The sequence below is a fragment of the Variovorax gracilis genome, assembly GCF_030317115.1.
Classification (GTDB): Bacteria; Pseudomonadota; Gammaproteobacteria; order Burkholderiales; family Burkholderiaceae_C; genus Variovorax; species Variovorax gracilis.
In genome coordinates this window covers 34896-50457 of sequence record NZ_JASZYF010000017.1, presented here as the reverse complement: position 1 = coordinate 50457, position 15562 = coordinate 34896, and the positions used below count along the sequence as shown (strand labels likewise).

General features: G+C 67.8%; 13 protein-coding genes and 1 other RNA gene. 6 read left to right on the top strand and 8 right to left on the bottom strand.

Features of this window, described 5'->3' with window-relative positions; genetic code table 11:
- The first annotated feature begins 21 nt into the window (after window positions 1-21).
- Both QTH97_RS25230 and QTH97_RS25225 read left to right on the top strand, forming a co-directional pair.
- Window positions 22-1707 carry an MBL fold metallo-hydrolase gene (locus tag QTH97_RS25230; RefSeq protein ID WP_286571244.1) on the top strand — a complete coding sequence of 562 codons (1686 nt, stop codon included), beginning with the start codon at window positions 22-24 and terminating at the stop codon, window positions 1705-1707.
- 10 nt (window positions 1708-1717) lie between these two features.
- Entirely contained in the window at window positions 1718-2425 is a 708-nt protein-coding gene (locus tag QTH97_RS25225; RefSeq protein WP_286571243.1) for an RNA pseudouridine synthase, read from the top strand.
- A 132-nt stretch (window positions 2426-2557) separates the two neighbouring features.
- On the opposite strand, the gene rnpB is transcribed toward QTH97_RS25225, so the two are convergent.
- An RNA gene (gene rnpB / locus QTH97_RS25220) (RNase P RNA component class A) lies at window positions 2558-2894 on the bottom strand.
- 68 nt (window positions 2895-2962) lie between these two features.
- Between rnpB and cysK the strand changes: the two genes are divergently transcribed.
- Window positions 2963-3883, top strand: coding sequence for a cysteine synthase A (cysK, locus tag QTH97_RS25215; RefSeq protein WP_286571242.1), 921 nt, complete (start codon window positions 2963-2965; stop codon window positions 3881-3883).
- Between the two features lie 71 nt (window positions 3884-3954).
- Entirely contained in the window at window positions 3955-5613 is a 1659-nt protein-coding gene (locus QTH97_RS25210) for an NAD(P)/FAD-dependent oxidoreductase (protein WP_286571241.1), read from the top strand.
- A gap of 62 nt (window positions 5614-5675) precedes the next feature.
- Here the strand turns inward: QTH97_RS25210 and htpX are convergent, their stop codons facing one another.
- Window positions 5676-6551, bottom strand: coding sequence for a protease HtpX (htpX, locus tag QTH97_RS25205; protein ID WP_286571240.1), 876 nt, complete (start codon window positions 6549-6551; stop codon window positions 5676-5678).
- Window positions 6552-6913: 362 nt separating this feature from the next.
- On the opposite strand from htpX, the gene QTH97_RS25200 reads away from it, so the two are divergent.
- Complete coding sequence (locus tag QTH97_RS25200) at window positions 6914-7489, top strand: OmpA family protein (RefSeq protein ID WP_286571239.1); 576 nt, start codon at window positions 6914-6916, stop codon at window positions 7487-7489.
- 15 nt (window positions 7490-7504) lie between these two features.
- Here the strand turns inward: QTH97_RS25200 and QTH97_RS25195 are convergent, their stop codons facing one another.
- The 3 genes from QTH97_RS25195 to pyrC are packed head-to-tail and all read right to left on the bottom strand — an operon-like array spanning window position 7505 to window position 10058.
- On the bottom strand, window positions 7505-8281 hold the full coding sequence (locus QTH97_RS25195) for a DUF3025 domain-containing protein (protein WP_286571238.1): 777 nt from the start codon (window positions 8279-8281) through the stop codon (window positions 7505-7507).
- The gene (locus QTH97_RS25190) at window positions 8278-9021 is read right to left on the bottom strand and encodes an NYN domain-containing protein (protein ID WP_286571237.1); all 744 of its coding nucleotides are present in this window, start codon (window positions 9019-9021) and stop codon (window positions 8278-8280) included. The genes QTH97_RS25195 and QTH97_RS25190 overlap by 4 nt, the downstream gene beginning before the upstream one ends.
- A complete protein-coding gene (gene pyrC / locus QTH97_RS25185; protein ID WP_286571236.1) occupies window positions 9018-10058 on the bottom strand; it encodes a dihydroorotase in 1041 nt (346 codons plus the stop codon). The genes QTH97_RS25190 and pyrC overlap by 4 nt, the downstream gene beginning before the upstream one ends.
- Window positions 10059-10111: 53 nt before the next feature.
- Between pyrC and QTH97_RS25180 the strand changes: the two genes are divergently transcribed.
- A complete protein-coding gene (locus tag QTH97_RS25180; protein WP_286571235.1) occupies window positions 10112-10594 on the top strand; it encodes a JAB domain-containing protein in 483 nt (160 codons plus the stop codon).
- A gap of 17 nt (window positions 10595-10611) precedes the next feature.
- Here QTH97_RS25180 and QTH97_RS25175 read toward each other — a convergent pair whose 3' ends face one another.
- From QTH97_RS25175 to QTH97_RS25165, 3 genes are all read right to left on the bottom strand, one after another.
- A complete protein-coding gene (locus QTH97_RS25175; protein WP_286571234.1) occupies window positions 10612-11265 on the bottom strand; it encodes a redoxin domain-containing protein in 654 nt (217 codons plus the stop codon).
- Window positions 11266-11287: 22 nt separating this feature from the next.
- Window positions 11288-14551 carry an adenylate/guanylate cyclase domain-containing protein gene (locus QTH97_RS25170; RefSeq protein WP_286571233.1) on the bottom strand — a complete coding sequence of 1088 codons (3264 nt, stop codon included), beginning with the start codon at window positions 14549-14551 and terminating at the stop codon, window positions 11288-11290.
- 66 nt (window positions 14552-14617) lie between these two features.
- Window positions 14618-15532 (bottom strand): LysR family transcriptional regulator, encoded by a 915-nt coding sequence (locus QTH97_RS25165; RefSeq protein ID WP_286571232.1) that lies wholly within the window; start codon window positions 15530-15532, stop codon window positions 14618-14620.
- Window positions 15533-15562 lie beyond the last annotated feature (30 nt).

Genomic DNA, 15562 nt, shown 5'->3' with positions numbered 1-15562 from the left:
CACTCCCGATAATCGCGACCCATGGTACGCCCCACCCAATTGCTCCATCCCCAACGCGAACCGGCGCCCGTGCGTGCCGCCGCGACCGTATTGCTGCTGCGCGATACGCCGGAAGGCGTCGAGGTATTGATGACGCGGCGCTCGTCGACTGCAAGCTTCGCGCCAGGCGCGTACGTGTTTCCGGGCGGACGCATCGATGAAGGCGACACGACCGCCCGCTCCATCGCCACGCGCCGCCGCACGCAGAGCCGGGTCCAGCTCACGCAAGCCATCGCCGCCATCCGCGAGAGCTTCGAGGAGCTGGGCGTGCTGCTGGCCCACCACCCCGACGGCCGGCCGGTGAGCGCCGAAGAAGTCGCATCCATGGACCGCAGCACCGCCACGACCACCGTGGCCTTCGCCGACCAGTGCGTCGAGCGCGGCCTGCTGTTGTCGACCGACAAGGTCTACACCTTCGCGCACTGGATCACCGACCGCGACCTGCCCAAGCGCTTCGACGTGCCCTTTCTCGTCGCCCGCATGCCCGAAGGCCAGACGCCAACGGCCGACGAGACGGAGCAATTCGAGCCCTGCTGGGTGCGACCCTCCGATGCGCTGGCGCGCCACGCGGCCGGCAGCTTCTTCATGATCTTCCCGACGCTGCGCACGCTCGAAAGGCTGGCGGCCTACAAGACAGTCGATGCCGTGCTCGACGCCTGCGCCAACCGCCATGCCGGCGAAGGTCCGCTGTGGACCAGCTGCCCGCGCGCCGGGATGCTCGCAGGACAGGAAGCGCGCTACATGGAAGCCGATTCGCCCTACGGCGAACTCGCAATGGTCAGCCCCGACGGCCAGATCGTGCACGCGCTCGACTGGCAGAACGAACATGCCGTGCCGCTGCTGAAGAACGTGCAACGCCTGACGGCCCCCAACCCGAGCGCCATGACCGGCCCCGGCACCAACACCTACATCGTCGGCGACGCAGCCACCGGCTACATCGTCATCGACCCAGGCCCGAACGACTTCGACCACATCGGCCGCCTGTGGCGCGCGACGCGTGGCGACATCCGCCTGATCGTCTGCACCCATTCGCATGCGGACCATTCGCCCGGTGCCCTGCCCCTGCAGAAGCTGTGCAAGACCCAGCCGCCGATCCTCGGCCTGGCCTCCAGGCCAACGGCACGCTCCACGGCCCGGTTCACGCCCGACCGCGAGCTGAAGGACGGAGAGCGCCTGATCCTGGCCCCGCAGCCATCCACGGACAAGGGAGAAGCCGCGGCGCACACCCACACGCTCCGCGTGGTGCACACCCCAGGCCATGCGGCCAACCACCTGTGCCTGGTTCTTGAGGAAGACGGTCTTCTGTTCTCAGGCGACCATGTGCTCAACGGCAGCACGACCGTGGTCGACCCGCCGGACGGCAACATGAACGCCTACCTCGATTCGCTCGACAAGCTGGACGCGACCTGCGCCGAGGGCGGCGTCGCGTTCATCCTGCCCGCCCACGGCTACGTGCTGGGCGAGGCGCGCGCCGCCATCGCCCACTTGAAGGCGCACCGCCTGAAGCGCGAAGCCAGGATCGCCGCCGCCATGCGCCAGTTGCCCCAAGGCACGCCCGAGGACTGGCTGCCCATCGCCTACAGCGACGTCCCCGAGCGGATGTGGCCCGTGGCCGCCCGCTCTCTGGCAGCGCACGTCGAGCGCATCCAGCAATCGACCAAGCCATGAGGATGCCCCTGTGACCGAAGCCGATGATGGCATCCGCCTGGCCAAGCGCGTCGCCGCGCTCGCCGGATGCTCCCGGCGCGAGGCTGAACTGCTGATCGAGAACGGTGCCGTGCGCGTCGACGGCGAACCCGCGCTCCTGCCGCAATCTCGCGTGCGGCCGGAGCAATCGGTCGAGATCGAAGCCGGCGCGCGGCCGCAGCCCGTGGTGCCCGTCACCCTGCTGCTCCACAAGCCTGCCGGCATGCCGACCGACAACGCCCACCGCCTCCTGGTGCCCGGCAACCATCACGATCCCGAACGCGCCGGCCTGCGCTTCCTGCCGCGCCATGTCGCGGCGCAGCGCTGCATGACGCCGCTGGAAACCGGCGCAAGCGGTCTCGTCGTCTTCACCCAGGAATGGCGCGTCGAGCGCAAGCTTCAGGAAGACGCCGCCATCCTCGAACACGAAGTCATGGTCGATGTCGCCGGCCCCGTCGGCCCCGAAACCCTGGCCCGCCTCGAACGCTCGGCCGCCCGCGTCAGCATCGGCCAGCAGGCCGAAGGCCACACCGGCCTGCGCTTCGCCCTCAAGGGAGCCCGCTCCGGCCAGATCGCCCACATCTGCGACGATGCCGGCCTCCAGATCCTCGCCATGAAGCGCATTCGCATAGGCCGAGTCCCCCTGGCCGGCCTGCTCCCCAACCAGTGGCGCTACCTGACCCCCAACGAGCGCTTCTGATTAGAGTCCGCCGGAACGGCCGGACATGTTCGGGAGGGCCGCCGCGCCCGGCCGCCCGAAGCGGCCGGCCCGCCCCCGGCAGGGGGTCGGCGGCCACACGAAGTGGGCAAGCCTGGGGGCGAGCAAGAATTAGTGTGAAGCCCGCCTATAAGCCGGATTCTGTGCACTGAAGCCACTTGCGAGACCTCAGCGTGACCGCCATTACTCTGGGCCGTTTGTCGCCAAACGGCTCGGTGCCACCTACCCGCCAGCTCTGCGGAACCACATCGACGCTGGCCTACTTGGTGTTGCTGCGCGCAGAGATTGCCCGTTTCACCCGGCCCGGGTTGCCCCTGGCCGACTCGTCTCTGTTGCTCTGATCCTCACCTCACGGTGGAGAGCGGTTAGCTCCTGCGCTGTCCTGTGCAGTCCGGACGTTCCTCCAGTGCGCTCTTTCGAGACATGCACCAGCGGCGGTCCGGCGTGCTTCACCCGGCGATTATCGCCACAATGGCGGTCCTCTTTTTGTTCATCCGGGCCGACGCCCGAGGAGACCCCATGAAAGCCGACAACATCCTGAACACCATCGGCAACACGCCGCACATCCGCATCCAGCGCCTGTTCGGCCATGCGACGCAACAGGTCTGGATCAAATCCGAACGGGCCAACCCCGGCGGTTCGATCAAGGACCGCATTGCGCTGTCGATGGTCGAGGATGCCGAGCGATCCGGCGCGCTGAAGCCGGGCGGCACGATCGTGGAGCCGACCTCCGGCAACACCGGCATCGGACTCGCGATGGTCGCGGCGGTCAAGGGCTACAAGCTCGTCCTCGTGATGCCCGACAGCATGTCGGTCGAGCGCCGCCGGCTGATGCTGGCCTATGGCGCGACCTTCGACCTCACGCCGCGCGAAAAGGGCATGAAGGGCTCGATCGCCCGTGCCGAGGAAATCGTCGCCGGCACCCCCGGCGCCTGGATGCCGCAGCAGTTCAACAATCCGGCCAACATCGACGTGCACGTGCGCACCACGGCCGAGGAAATCGCCGCAGATTTCCCCGACGGCGTCGACGTGCTGATCACCGGCGTGGGCACCGGCGGGCACATCACGGGCTGCGCGCGCGTGCTCAAGAAGAAGTGGCCGAAGCTGCAGGTCTTTGCGGTCGAACCGGTGGCCTCGCCCGTGATCTCGGGCGGCCAGCCCTCGCCGCACCCGATCCAGGGCATCGGCGCGGGCTTCATCCCGAAGAACCTGGACACCGAACTCCTCGACGGCGTGCTCCAGGTGGATGCCGAACCGGCGCGTGAAATGGCACGCCGCTGCGCTCGCGAGGAAGGCATGCTGGTCGGCATCTCGTCCGGCGCGACGCTCGTCGCGATTGCGCAGAAGCTGCCCTCGCTGCCGCCGAACGCCGTGGTGCTGGGCTTCAACTACGACACCGGCGAACGCTACCTGTCGGTCGAGGGCTTCCTGCCGGCTTGACCCCGCATCGGCAGCGCCGCGCGGCGTTGCCGATAATCGGCATCCCTGCTTGATAAACACAAGCCTCCGACATGCTGAGAATCTCCGAAATCAAACTCCCCCTCGCCCACGACGAGGCGGCACTACCCCAGGCCATTGCCTCGACACTCGGCATCGCCGCCGAGGCGATGGCCGGCCACACGGTCTTCAAGCGCAGCTTCGACGCCCGCAAGGCCGATCTGCTGCAGGTCTACATCGTCGACGTGATGCTGGCCGACCCGGCCCTCGAAACCCGGATCCTGGCCAGGTTCGCGGAGAACCCCCGCGTCGGCCCCACGCCCGACATGACATGGCGGGCGCCGGCACAGGCACCGGCGGAATTGCCGCTGCGGCCGGTGGTCATCGGCTTCGGCCCCTGCGGCATCTTCGCCGCGCTGGTGCTCGCGCAGATGGGCTTCAAGCCCATCGTGCTGGAGCGCGGCAAGACCGTGCGCCAGCGCACCAGGGACACCTGGGGCCTGTGGCGCAAGAGCGAGCTCAACCCGGAGTCGAACGTGCAGTTCGGCGAAGGCGGCGCCGGCACCTTCTCCGACGGCAAGCTCTATAGCCAGATCAAGGACCCGCGCTTCCTCGGCCGCAAGGTGATGGAAGAATTCGTCAAGGCCGGTGCGCCGCCGGAGATCCTCTACGTCGCGCATCCGCACATCGGCACCTTCAAGCTGGTGAAGGTGGTGGAGAACATGCGCGAGCAGATCGTCGCCCTCGGCGGCGAGATCCGTTTCGAGCAGCGCGTGGTCGATGTGCTGATCGAGGACGGCCCGAAGGGCAAGCACCTGCGCGGTCTTACCGTGCTCGACCAGCGCACCGGGGAGCGCAGCGAGATGCGCGCCGACCACGTGGTCATGGCGCTCGGCCACAGCTCGCGCGACACCTTCGAGATGCTGCACGAGCGCGGCGTGCACATCGAGGCCAAGCCTTTCTCGATCGGCTTCCGCGTGGAACATCCGCAAGGGCTGATCGACCGCGCCCGCTGGGGCCGGCATGCCGGCCATCCGCTGCTCGGCGCGGCCGACTACAAGCTGGTGCACCACGCGAGCAACGGTCGCGCGGTCTACAGCTTCTGCATGTGTCCGGGCGGCACCGTGGTGGCCGCCACCAGCGAGCCGGGCCGCGTCGTGACCAACGGCATGAGTCAGTACTCGCGCAACGAGCGCAATGCGAATGCCGGCATCGTCGTGGGCATCGAGCCGCGCGACTATCCGGGCTGGGAAGACGGCCGCACGGGCTCCGCGCTGGCGGGCATTGCGCTGCAACGCCAACTCGAATCCAACGCTTTCGTGCTCGGCGGCGGCGACTACCGCGCGCCGGGGCAACTGGTCGGGGACTTCGTCGCCGGCAAGCCTTCGACGGCGCTCGGCAGCGTCGAGCCTTCGTACAAGCCGGGCGTGACGCCGGGCGACCTGCATGCCGCGCTGCCTGCCTATGCGATCGAGGCGATGCGGGAGGCTTTTCCGGCCTTCGGACGCAAGATCAAAGGCTTCGACCTGCATGACGCGGTGCTGACCGGCGTGGAGACGCGCACTTCGTCGCCCATCAAGATCACGCGCGGCGACGACTTCCAGAGCCTCAACGTGCGCGGGCTGTACCCGGCGGGCGAAGGGGCGAGCTACGCCGGCGGCATCCTGTCGGCAGGGGTTGACGGCATCAAGGTTGCCGAGGCCGTGGCGCTGGGCATCACGCAAGTCGCCTGATACATCCGCCTTGCCCACGAAAAAGCCGCCCGAAGGCGGCTTTTTTTGCCTGCGCGGGCCGATCAGCCCTGCGAATTTTGCAGCGCAGCGATGCGTTCCTCGATCGGCGGATGCGTCGCGAACAGGCTGCCGAGCTTGCCGGTGATGCCCATCGCCTCGACCGACTTCGGCAGTTCGCCGGCCGGCAGGCCGCCCAGGCGGGCCAGCGCGTTCATCATCGGCTGCTTGCGGCCCATGAGCTTGGCGGCACCGGCATCCGCGCGGAACTCGCGCTGGCGGGAGAACCACGCCACCACGATCGCGGCGGCAAAGCCCAGCACGATGTCGAGCACCAGCGTGGTCACCATGTAGCCGATGCCGGGGCCTGACGAGCGATCGTCGCCGCGGCGCAGGAAGCTGTCGACCGCATAGCCGATCACGCGCGAGAGGAACACGACGAAGGTGTTCATCACGCCCTGGATGAGCGTCATCGTGACCATGTCACCGTTGGCGACGTGCGCGACCTCGTGGCCGATCACGGCCTCCACCTCTTCGCGCGTCATGTTCTGCAGTAGCCCGGTCGACACGGCCACCAGCGACGAGTTCTTGAACGCACCGGTAGCGAAGGCATTGGGCTCGCCCTCGAAGATGCCGACCTCGGGCATGCCGATGCCGGCCTTGTCGGCGAAGTTCTTGACGGTCTGCACGATCCAGGCCTCGTCGGGCGATTGCGGGTCATTGATGATCCGCACGCCCGCCGTCCACTTGGCCATCGGCTTGCTGATGAGGAGCGAGATGATCGCGCCGCCGAAGCCCATGATGAGCGCGAAGCCCAGCAGCGCCGTGAGGTTGAGTCCATTCGCCGTGAGGAAGCGGTTGACGCCGAGCAGGCTGGCAACGACGCCCAGCACCGCCACCACCATGACGTTGGTCAGGACAAACAGAAGGATGCGTTTCAAGTTGGATTCTCCGTGGGGAAGCAGGCGGTCGCCCGCCTCGGAATATTGAGGGTTACCGCCCGTGTTGCAAGGGTCAGGCGCATCAGACCGGCTGTTGTTGTTGCTTCTCGGGCCCGGACGGCTCATGGACGAGCGCCATCATAGTAGGAGCAAAAGGCGCGTCCAGAATTCCCTCAAAAGCTGCGACAAAAGCAGTCAATCCACCTGTTTCAGGAGGAAACCGCCCGCGCGTCCGGGCACAAGTTCCCATATTCCGCTTCCCTGACTTCCTCATGAACCGGTCCGGCGCTTGGCCCGCGACTATGGTCCGCGGCCGGCAGCAATCGGGCTGCCATTCTTTTCAAGTGCAGGGAGCAGAAGCAGTGTTCGATGAAATCATCAGGAAGGCGCGCATCGGCCAGGTCGCCAGCACCGCGCGCAACTGGCTGCTCGCCAATTCGGCCTCGGCCCGTTTGGACAAGCCCAGGTCGGATCTGCTGCGCGCCCTGACCTGGCTGGCGCTCGCGCTCATCCTGCTGCTCGGCTACTGCACCACGCGCGACCGCGACGACAAGGCCGCGGCGGTTCCTGCCGAAATCGTTCCCTTGGGCTCGGCAATCCTGGACAGCCTGATCGACGGCACGCCGGGCCTCAAGGTCTACTTCGACACCGGCAAGGCCGATCTGCCGCCCGACTTCGGCGCCCGCTCGGAAGCCGTGATCGGCTACCTGCGCACCCACGCGGACGCCACGCTGGTCGTGTCGGGCTTCAGCGCCCCTCGCGGCAGCGCCGCGGCCCACGAGGAAGTGTCGAAACGGCGCGCCATGGCGGTGGCCGATGCGCTGATCATGGCGGGAGTACCCGAAGACCGCATCGTGGTGGAGCGTCCGACCCACGTCATCAACATCGGCACCACGGACACCGCATCGCGGCAGGTCAAGGTGATCGTGGACAAGTAAGCGCAGCGACAACGATCAGGCACAGGGGGAGACAAGGGGAGCTTCGGCTCCCCTTTTTTGCCTGAACACCTGCGGATCGTCGTAGAAATCGGCTGTCTCGTTGGGCGGCCACCAGCCGGGCACGCCCAACACCGGCAGCGGCGCGAAGGGCTTGCGCGCCAGATGCGCCGGCTCCAGCGCCGATGCGATGGCGGCGTCGTCCATCGCGATCGACGGCGTGGCGCCCGGCGCGATCAGGACATGCGCCGTGGCGGCTTTTCTCGGCGAGCACAGCTTTTCGAGCAGCGCGTGGCCGAAGACGAGCAGGCGTGCGCCGCGCCACGACTGCCGTTGGGCGACGAAGAGTCGGTGCCAGTCCCGCGCGATGAGCGCTTCCCACAACGCGGGTGGCGCACAGAGCACGGCGCCGTTCTCATCGAACAGGGTGAGCGCATCGCGCAGCGGACCGCGCGTGGCGCCGATGCCGGCACGCGCGATCTCGGTCGCCTGCAATTCGTTGAGGCGCCGCTTGGCCTGCGGAAAATGCAGCCAGGCCAGGCCGTTGAAAAGGTCGTGAAGGTTGTTGCGCGTGGGTACGCAGCCGGTGCGGAAGATGAAGGCTTCGTACGCTTCGCCGGCCGGTGCGCTGTCTCCCGGTACGAAGCGAAGCGGGCCGGCAGGCAGGTCGATGGAAAACGGCTCGGCGGACAGGGTCTCGGCAACGGGCGCGCCGTGCCCGGCCCTCTCCAGGACGCGCGCCGCTCGGGGCGCGTAGGGGGCCAGCCAAGGCTGCGCGGCGCCGGCCGGGTTCACGACGGCATGGGGCCGACGTACTGCACCTTGTTGGGCGTCTTCTCCGGTGTCAGCAGGAACAGCTCGGGGTATTTCTTGAAGAGCTTCGGCGAACTCGCGCTCTTGCTCAGCAGTTTCTCGGCGCGCAGCCGCTCCGCGGCCACGTTGAGTTCCACCTTGTTGCCCATGCCCAGTTCGGCGACCGCGTCGAGGATGCGGATCACCTCGTCGGGCAACACCGGCGCGGGCGGCGCGGCCTTCGGCGCCACGGCCTTCGCGCGCCGCGGGGCACGCTTGGCAGCGGTCTTTGCCAGCGCCACCGCCGTCTTCGGCGCCTGATGGTGCTGCAGGTCGACGAAGCTGTCGTAGATCGCCACCGTGTCGTCGCCGGTCTTGCCCTGCTGGCCGATGCCGCAGACGCGGCAGCCCTTTTCGCGCAGCCGGATCACGAGCGGCGCGAAGTCCGAATCGGAGGACACCAGCACGGCGATGTCCGGACGCTCGGCGACCGCGAGGTCCATGGCGTCGACCGCGAGCGCGATGTCGGTGCTGTTCTTGCCGGACGAGAGGTTGACCATCGGCCGCACCGACAGCCGCTTGAACAGCGCCTGCTGCTTCATCGCGGTCTCGGCATTGCAGTAGGCGCGCCGCACGTGGATGGCGCCGTGCTCGGTCATCGTGCGCTGCACGGCCTGCTCGATCACGTCGGCGGAGACGTTGTCGGCGTCGATCAGCAGCATGACGCGCGGCGGCGTATTCACGCGAGCCTCCAGGCCAGCGTTTCGCCGCCGCGCAGGGGCTTCAGCGTGGCGTCGCCGTAGGGCACGGTCTCGGGCACGGTCCAGCTCTCGCGCCGCAGGGTCACGGTGTCGGTGTTGCGCGGCAGGCCGTAGAAGTCGGCGCCGTGGAAGCTCGCGAAGCCTTCGAGCTTGTCGAGAGCGCCGGCGTTGTCGAAGGCCTCGGCATACAGCTCGATGGCGGTGAGCGCGGTGTAGCAGCCGGCGCAGCCCAGTGCATGCTCCTTGAGGTGAGCGGCATGCGGCGCACTGTCGGTGCCGAGGAAGAAGCGATCGCTGCCGCTGGTGGCAGCCTCGACCAGCGCGACGCGGTGCGTCTCGCGCTTGAGCACCGGCAGGCAGTAGTAGTGAGGCCGGATGCCGCCGGTGAAGATCGCGTTGCGGTTGTAGAGCAGATGGTGCGCGGTGATGGTGGCGGCGGTGAAGCGGCTCGCATCGCGCACGTACTGGGCGCCCTCCTTCGTCGTGAGGTGCTCGAACACCACCTTGAGTTCGGGGAAGTCGCGCCGCAGCGGGATCATCACGCGGTCGATGAACACCGCCTCGCGGTCGAACAGGTCGATCGCCGGATCGGTGACTTCGCCGTGGATCAGCAGCAGCAGGCCGTGCTTCTGCATCGCCTCCAGCGTGGCGTAGGTCTTACGGATGTCGGTCACGCCGGCATCGCTGTTGGTGGTCGCGCCGGCCGGGTAGAGCTTGAGCGCGCGCACGCCGGCCGCGGCGGCCCGTTCGATTTCGTCCGGGGCGAGCTTGTCGGTGAGGTAGAGCGACATCACGGGCTCGAAGCGGACACCGGCGGGCACCGCTTCGAGGATGCGTGCGCGGTAGTCGATGGCCTGCTGCGCAGTGGTCACGGGCGGGCGCAGGTTCGGCATGATCAGTGCGCGGCCGAACTGGCGTGCCGAGTGCGGCACGACGGCTTCGAGCGCGGCGCCGTCGCGCACGTGCAGGTGCCAGTCGTCGGGGCGGGTGATGGTGAGGGTGTCGGCGGGGCTTGTCATGGGGCGGGATTGTCCCATCGCGCGCCGGCGTCGCGTCATTCCACTTCCCATCGATGCCAATTGATACGATCCAGCAGCAGAATGAAGAAGGAGGCTCGATGGCTTACTTGAAGGAATTGAAAGTCACGTTCACCCGAAAGCGAGTGGACGATGACCTGTTGAGCAAGCCTGTCGAGAGCGCGCAGCAGGTCTATGAACTGTTCAAGGACATGCAGGACGAAACGAAGGAAAAGGTCGTTGTCCTGCACCTGAATCCCCAGCTGGAAATCCTGTCCTATGAAGTGGCGTCCATGGGCACAGCGCATCACGCGGTGCTCGAACCGGTGGAGATATACAGGAACGCGATGCTCGCGAGAGCGTCCTCGCTGGTCGTGGTCCACAACCATCCTTCCGGGACCTGCAAGCCTTCAAACGCCGACCTCGCCGTGGCACTCCGCTTGAGTGAACTCGGCAAGCTGCACGACATGATTCTTCAAGACTTCATCATCATCGGCTTCGGTGAGTTCTACAGTTTTCGCGACCACGGCCGGTTCTGACCTGCGGGACAGCAGAGTCAGGCCGCACAAGCGCGCGCCGCACCCAGGATCACTTCATCGGACGGCAGCTTGCCGATGCCCGGCAGGCCCTCCTTCTCGCACTCGATTTCCGCCCAGCGCACGATGCCGTCGCGATCGATCATGAACTGCGCCTTCAGTTGCGGCCATTGCCTGTCGACCTCACCCATGTCGGTCGGCGTGCAGACGTAGCCGTCGAGCGCTCCGATGACCTTGGCCGCCTCCGGTACCGGCAGCGGCTCCGGCAGGTCGCCGAAAGGATTCACGCGGGTCTGCTCCAACTGCTGCAGCATCTCCGGCGTCGACTCGGGCTTCGGAACCCGAAAGGCCCGGTGGATCGACAGCTCGGGGTCGGACGCGAGGCGCAGGCGCGTGGGCCTGAACTTGAAATAGAGCCGCGCGTTTTCCGGTTCCGTCGCCACGACCGCCAGCGTCTCGACGCCCATGGCCTTCAGTTTCTGTTCGAGCGCCCCGAGCTGGACGATCTGGCGCCGGCAGAACGGGCACCACAAGCCCACCAGCAGCGCGAGGAACAAAGGGCTCCGTCCGCGATAGTCGGCAAGCGAAACGGTCTCGGGGCCGGCCACGGCCGGAAGCGCAAAGTCGGGAGCCGGTTCGCCCGGCGCCACGGGGTGGTTCATCGCGATTGCCATGTCGAGGCTCCTTCAGGCAGGTTCAGCAGAGGAACGGAAGCACCATCAGGGCGTCGGGCTCGAGGCCGGCGCGCTCGCATACTGCTTGTGCCTTGGCGAGATAGGTTTCCGCCTGTGCGGGGCGCCCGGCATCGAGGTACAGCGTAGCCAAACCATCGTAGCAGGGAAAGAGGAGCTGAGGCTCGTCAACCTGCTCTGCGAGTTGCAAGGCTTCGGTGTACGACGCGAAGGCGCGCGCGTGGTCGCCGTGGCACTGGTAGATCTGGCCCAGCACGATCAGCGGCACCGCGAGGTGGTCGAGCAATCCCAGCCGGCGATCGAGGCTGGCGGCTGCGTTCGCCGCCTCGATGCCCTCGGCCTCGCAACGGTTGGTCAGCGCGCAGTAGGCGACGGCGAGATTGGCGTACAGGCGCGACTGGAATCCGAGGTCGCCGACCTTCCGCGCGGTCTCGAGGCCGCGCAGGCAGGTCTCGATGCTGCGCTGCGGGTCGAGCGAGGCATACAGCACACCCAGGTTGGTGTAGCCGCGGCAGGCGGCCTGCAGCATGTTGTTGGCTTCGGCCTGGGCGACGCTGTTTTCGACATGTTCCACGGCCTCGGCGGGCCGGCCCAGCCGGGCCAGCGCGACGCCAAGTGTGTTGCAGGCCTCGGCGCGCACGACGCTCGCTTCCCTTGCGCGCCCTGCCGGTTCGGCGGGCACCTCGGCCAGCGCGCGCTGCGCGAGCGCCAATGCCCTGTCGTTGTCACCGGCCCGAAAGGCCAGCCGCCCCATTTCCTGGAAAAGGTGTGCACGTTCGATCGGATCGCCGTTTTCGCCCAGCCGTTCGAGGCCGGCTGTGAAGCAGGCGCCGGCGCGCTCGCGCTCGCCCGCTTCCCAGTGCAGGCCACCCGTCTTGCGCAGAACGCGCGCAGTGCGGATGGGATCGACTTGCCGCTCGTCCGCGCGCTGCACGATCTCGTACTGCGCGAGCGCATCGCTGCGTCGCCCCTGCAGCCCGAACAGATCGGCAATGCGCTCGCGCGCGTCCAGTTCCGCGGCTTCGACCTCGGCCTTCGCGGCTGGCGTGTCGGCGGTCGACCCGGCCAGCGTGCGCAGGGCGCGTTCGTAGTGGCGGACGGCGTCGTCATTGGCATAGACGGCGCGCGCCCAATCGCCGGCCGCCACGAGGTAGTGGGCGCCGTGCGCCTTGTCCGGCGAAAGGCTCCAGTGCCGGGCCAGCGCCTCCAGATCAGCCAGTCGCAGAGGGCTTCGGGCTTCGTCCTCGACGGGCGCCTTTGCGTCGACGCCCAGCACGGTTTCGAGGGCGCGACCGGCGCGATGGTGCAGATCGGTGCGCCGCGACAGCAGCAGGTTCTGATAGGCGACTTCGTGCAGCAACGCGTGCGTGAAACACCAGCCTCGTCCGGACGTACGGACGAGATTGGCCGCCGCCAGCCGATGCAGCGACGCTTCGAGCGATCGCGGCTCGCTCGCGATGCGCTGCAACAGCATGCTGTCGAAGTCGGCGCCCAACACGGCTGCTTCCTGCAGCGTGCGCCGATCGTCGGTGCCCAGCCGGTCGATGCGCGACAACAGCAGTCCGTAGAGTGTCGGCGGCACATCCACGCCTTCGCACGGGTCCTCGCAGGACCAGAGCCCGTCCTTTCGTACCAGCAAGCCACGCCCCGCGAGGCTGCGAACGATCTCCTCGACGAACAGCGGATTGCCGCCCGCACGCGCCGCGACGAAATCGAGCAAGGGGGCCAGATCGTCATCTGCCGGCGCGCCCAACAGGTGGAGCACGAGCGATCGTGCGTCCTGCTCGCCCAACGGGCTCAGGTCGATCACGGACTGCTCGGCACGACCCGCGCGCAGAGAACGCGCATCGGGACGCTGGAAGGCAAGCACCATGAACGGCCGGTCCGCGAGCTGGTCGACGACCTCGCCCAGCAGGTCCACCGAAGCCGCATCCGCCCAGTGCAGGTCATCGACCACGACCATCACCGGCTGCTGCGACAGGCGGCGCTCGATCAGCGCCCGCGCCGCCAGCGTGATCTGGCGCTGCAGTTGCTCGGGCTCGATATCGCGAGGCCGCGCCTCCTGGATGCCGAGAAGGTAGTTCAGCACTTGCGCCACCGCATCGGCCTCGTCCGCTCCGGCACCGAGCGCTGCCAGGCCCTCCTGCAGCTTGCGCCGGGCTGCTTCCAGCGAGTCGCCCGTCTCGACACGGTACGCATCGCGGAACAGCGCACCGAAGGTGCCGTAGGTCGGCTCGCCGAGCGACGAGCAGGTGGCACGACGAACGCCCGTCGCCTTGAAGCGCCCATCGTCTTCAAGGCGCGCGAACAACTCGGCCAGCAAGCGCGATTTGCCGGCGCCGGCCTCGCCGACCACGCTGACGACCTGGGCCTGCCCGCCCTGCATGCGGTCGAATGCGGCCAGCAGGTGCCCGAGCGCATCGCCGCGCCCGACCAGCGGCGCCGACAGCCCGAGGTCGGCGAGCCCGCGCGCGGACGCCAGTTCTTTGCGAATGCCGATCAGGCCATGCACCCGCATCGGTTCGGCCTTGCCGCGCAGCGCCAGTTCCGCGGGCGGCTCGAAGTCGAAGCGGTGCCGCACCATCGCATGCGTCGCTTCCGACAGCAGCACCCGGCCCGGCGCAGCCGCCGTCAGCAACCGCGATGCCGTATTCACGGTGTCGCCGGTGACCGCGTAGGTACCGCCGGTGCCGCTGCCCAGGCTACCGGCGACGACCGCCCCGGTGTGCACGCCGATGTGCAGCGTAACCGCCCGCCCGAGGCGCGCCATCCATTGCGCGCTGAGCTGCTCGACGCCCCGCAACATGTCCTGCGCAGCCTCCACGGCGCGCAGGGGATCGTCCTCGTGCGCGCGCGGCGCGCCGAACACCGCCATCACCGCATCGCCGACGAACTTCTCGACAAAGCCGTCGTAGCGCGCAATGGCCTGCGCCATCACGGCGAACAGCGCGTTCTGAAAAGTGCGCAGCGTTTCGGGGTCGAGGCCTTCGGCGAGTGACGTGAAGCCGGTCAGGTCGGCGAACACCACCGTGACCTGCCGGCGATCGGCTTCATGGCTGGGTTCGCTTGCGGCCAGTGGCGGCGGCACGGCAGAGGTCGCGGGGCCGGCCGCACCGCGCGCCGTGCCGCAGCGCGGGCAGAACGCAAAGTCGGACTCGCATTCATAGCCGCACGACGCACAGGAACAGGCGAGCCGTCGCCCGCAGCGCTGGCAGAAGGAAGACGTGGGCAGCACATCGGCGCCGCAGCCGGCACAGGTCGTGGTCATCGAGCGTTCCGTGGCCCCGATGCTGCTCCAACTCCGCCGCCCGCGCCATGGCGGGGGCCCGGGGTGCTACGCGTCCGGCGCGGCGTCAGCTGTCGTGCCTCGCGCCCGTTCCAGGATGAAATCGATGAAGGTCCGCGTCGCCAGCGTGTGCTGGCGGTTCGGCATGTAGAGCATGAACATCTGCGTGCCGAAGATGCTGAGCCGCCAGTCGTCGAGCGTGGTCACGACGTCGCCGCGCCGCACGTCATCGTTCACCACGTAGTCGGGCACGAGCCCGATGCCCAGCCCGGCCAGGATGGCCTGCCGCAGGAACAGAAAGTTCTCCGAGATCAGCGTGGGCTCCAGCACCACTTCGCGGCGCTCTTCGCCTTGATAGGCCGACACGCGCAGTTGACGCCCGATCACCGCCGCGGTGACCACCGGCGCGCTCTGCAATTGATCGAGCTGCGTGGGCAGGGCGTGCGTCTGCGCATAGGCCGTCGATGCACAGGCCACGTAGCGCACCGGTCCCAGTTCGCGCGCCACGAGGTTTTGCGGCGGCTCGGGGATCACGCGGATCGCGATGTCCACTTCGTCGCGCAGCAGATCCTCGATGCGGTTCTCGAACAGCACGTCGAGCACGATGCCGGGGTATTGGCGCTTGAAGTCGATGAGCCACTCGGACATCACGAGTTGCCCGTAGCCGCTGGGGACGCTCAGCCGCACGCGGCCTTGCAGGCTCTGGCCCAGCGTGGTCACCGATTCTCTCGCCGCCATCAGCTCGCCCTGGATGGCGAGGCCGTGCTGGTAGAGCCGCAGGCCGATCTCCGTCGGCTCGGCGCGCCGCGTGGTGCGCCGCACCAGTTGCGCCCCGACCGAGCGTTCGAGCTGGTTCAGGTGATAGCTCACATTGGCGCGGCTCATCTTCAGTCGTCGCGCGGCTGCGCTCAGATTGCCGGCGTCGAGGATTTCGACCAGCAGAGTCAGCGATTGCAGGTCCATGGCAGCTATTGTGTCAAAAATCCTTTGACA

Excerpts from the sequence above, each read along its gene's own strand:
- QTH97_RS25230 (WP_286571244.1), top strand. The coding sequence starts at position 22 with ATGGTACGCCCCACCCAATTGCTCCATCCCCAACGCGAACCGGCGCCC.
- cysK (WP_286571242.1), top strand. The coding sequence starts at position 2,963 with ATGAAAGCCGACAACATCCTGAACACCATCGGCAACACGCCGCACATC.
- QTH97_RS25210 (WP_286571241.1), top strand. The coding sequence starts at position 3,955 with ATGCTGAGAATCTCCGAAATCAAACTCCCCCTCGCCCACGACGAGGCG.
- pyrC (WP_286571236.1), bottom strand. The coding sequence starts at position 10,058 with ATGACAAGCCCCGCCGACACCCTCACCATCACCCGCCCCGACGACTGG.
- QTH97_RS25180 (WP_286571235.1), top strand. The coding sequence starts at position 10,112 with ATGCCAATTGATACGATCCAGCAGCAGAATGAAGAAGGAGGCTCGATG.
- QTH97_RS25175 (WP_286571234.1), bottom strand. The coding sequence starts at position 11,265 with ATGGCAATCGCGATGAACCACCCCGTGGCGCCGGGCGAACCGGCTCCC.
- QTH97_RS25170 (WP_286571233.1), bottom strand. The coding sequence starts at position 14,551 with ATGACCACGACCTGTGCCGGCTGCGGCGCCGATGTGCTGCCCACGTCT.
- QTH97_RS25165 (WP_286571232.1), bottom strand. The coding sequence starts at position 15,532 with ATGGACCTGCAATCGCTGACTCTGCTGGTCGAAATCCTCGACGCCGGC.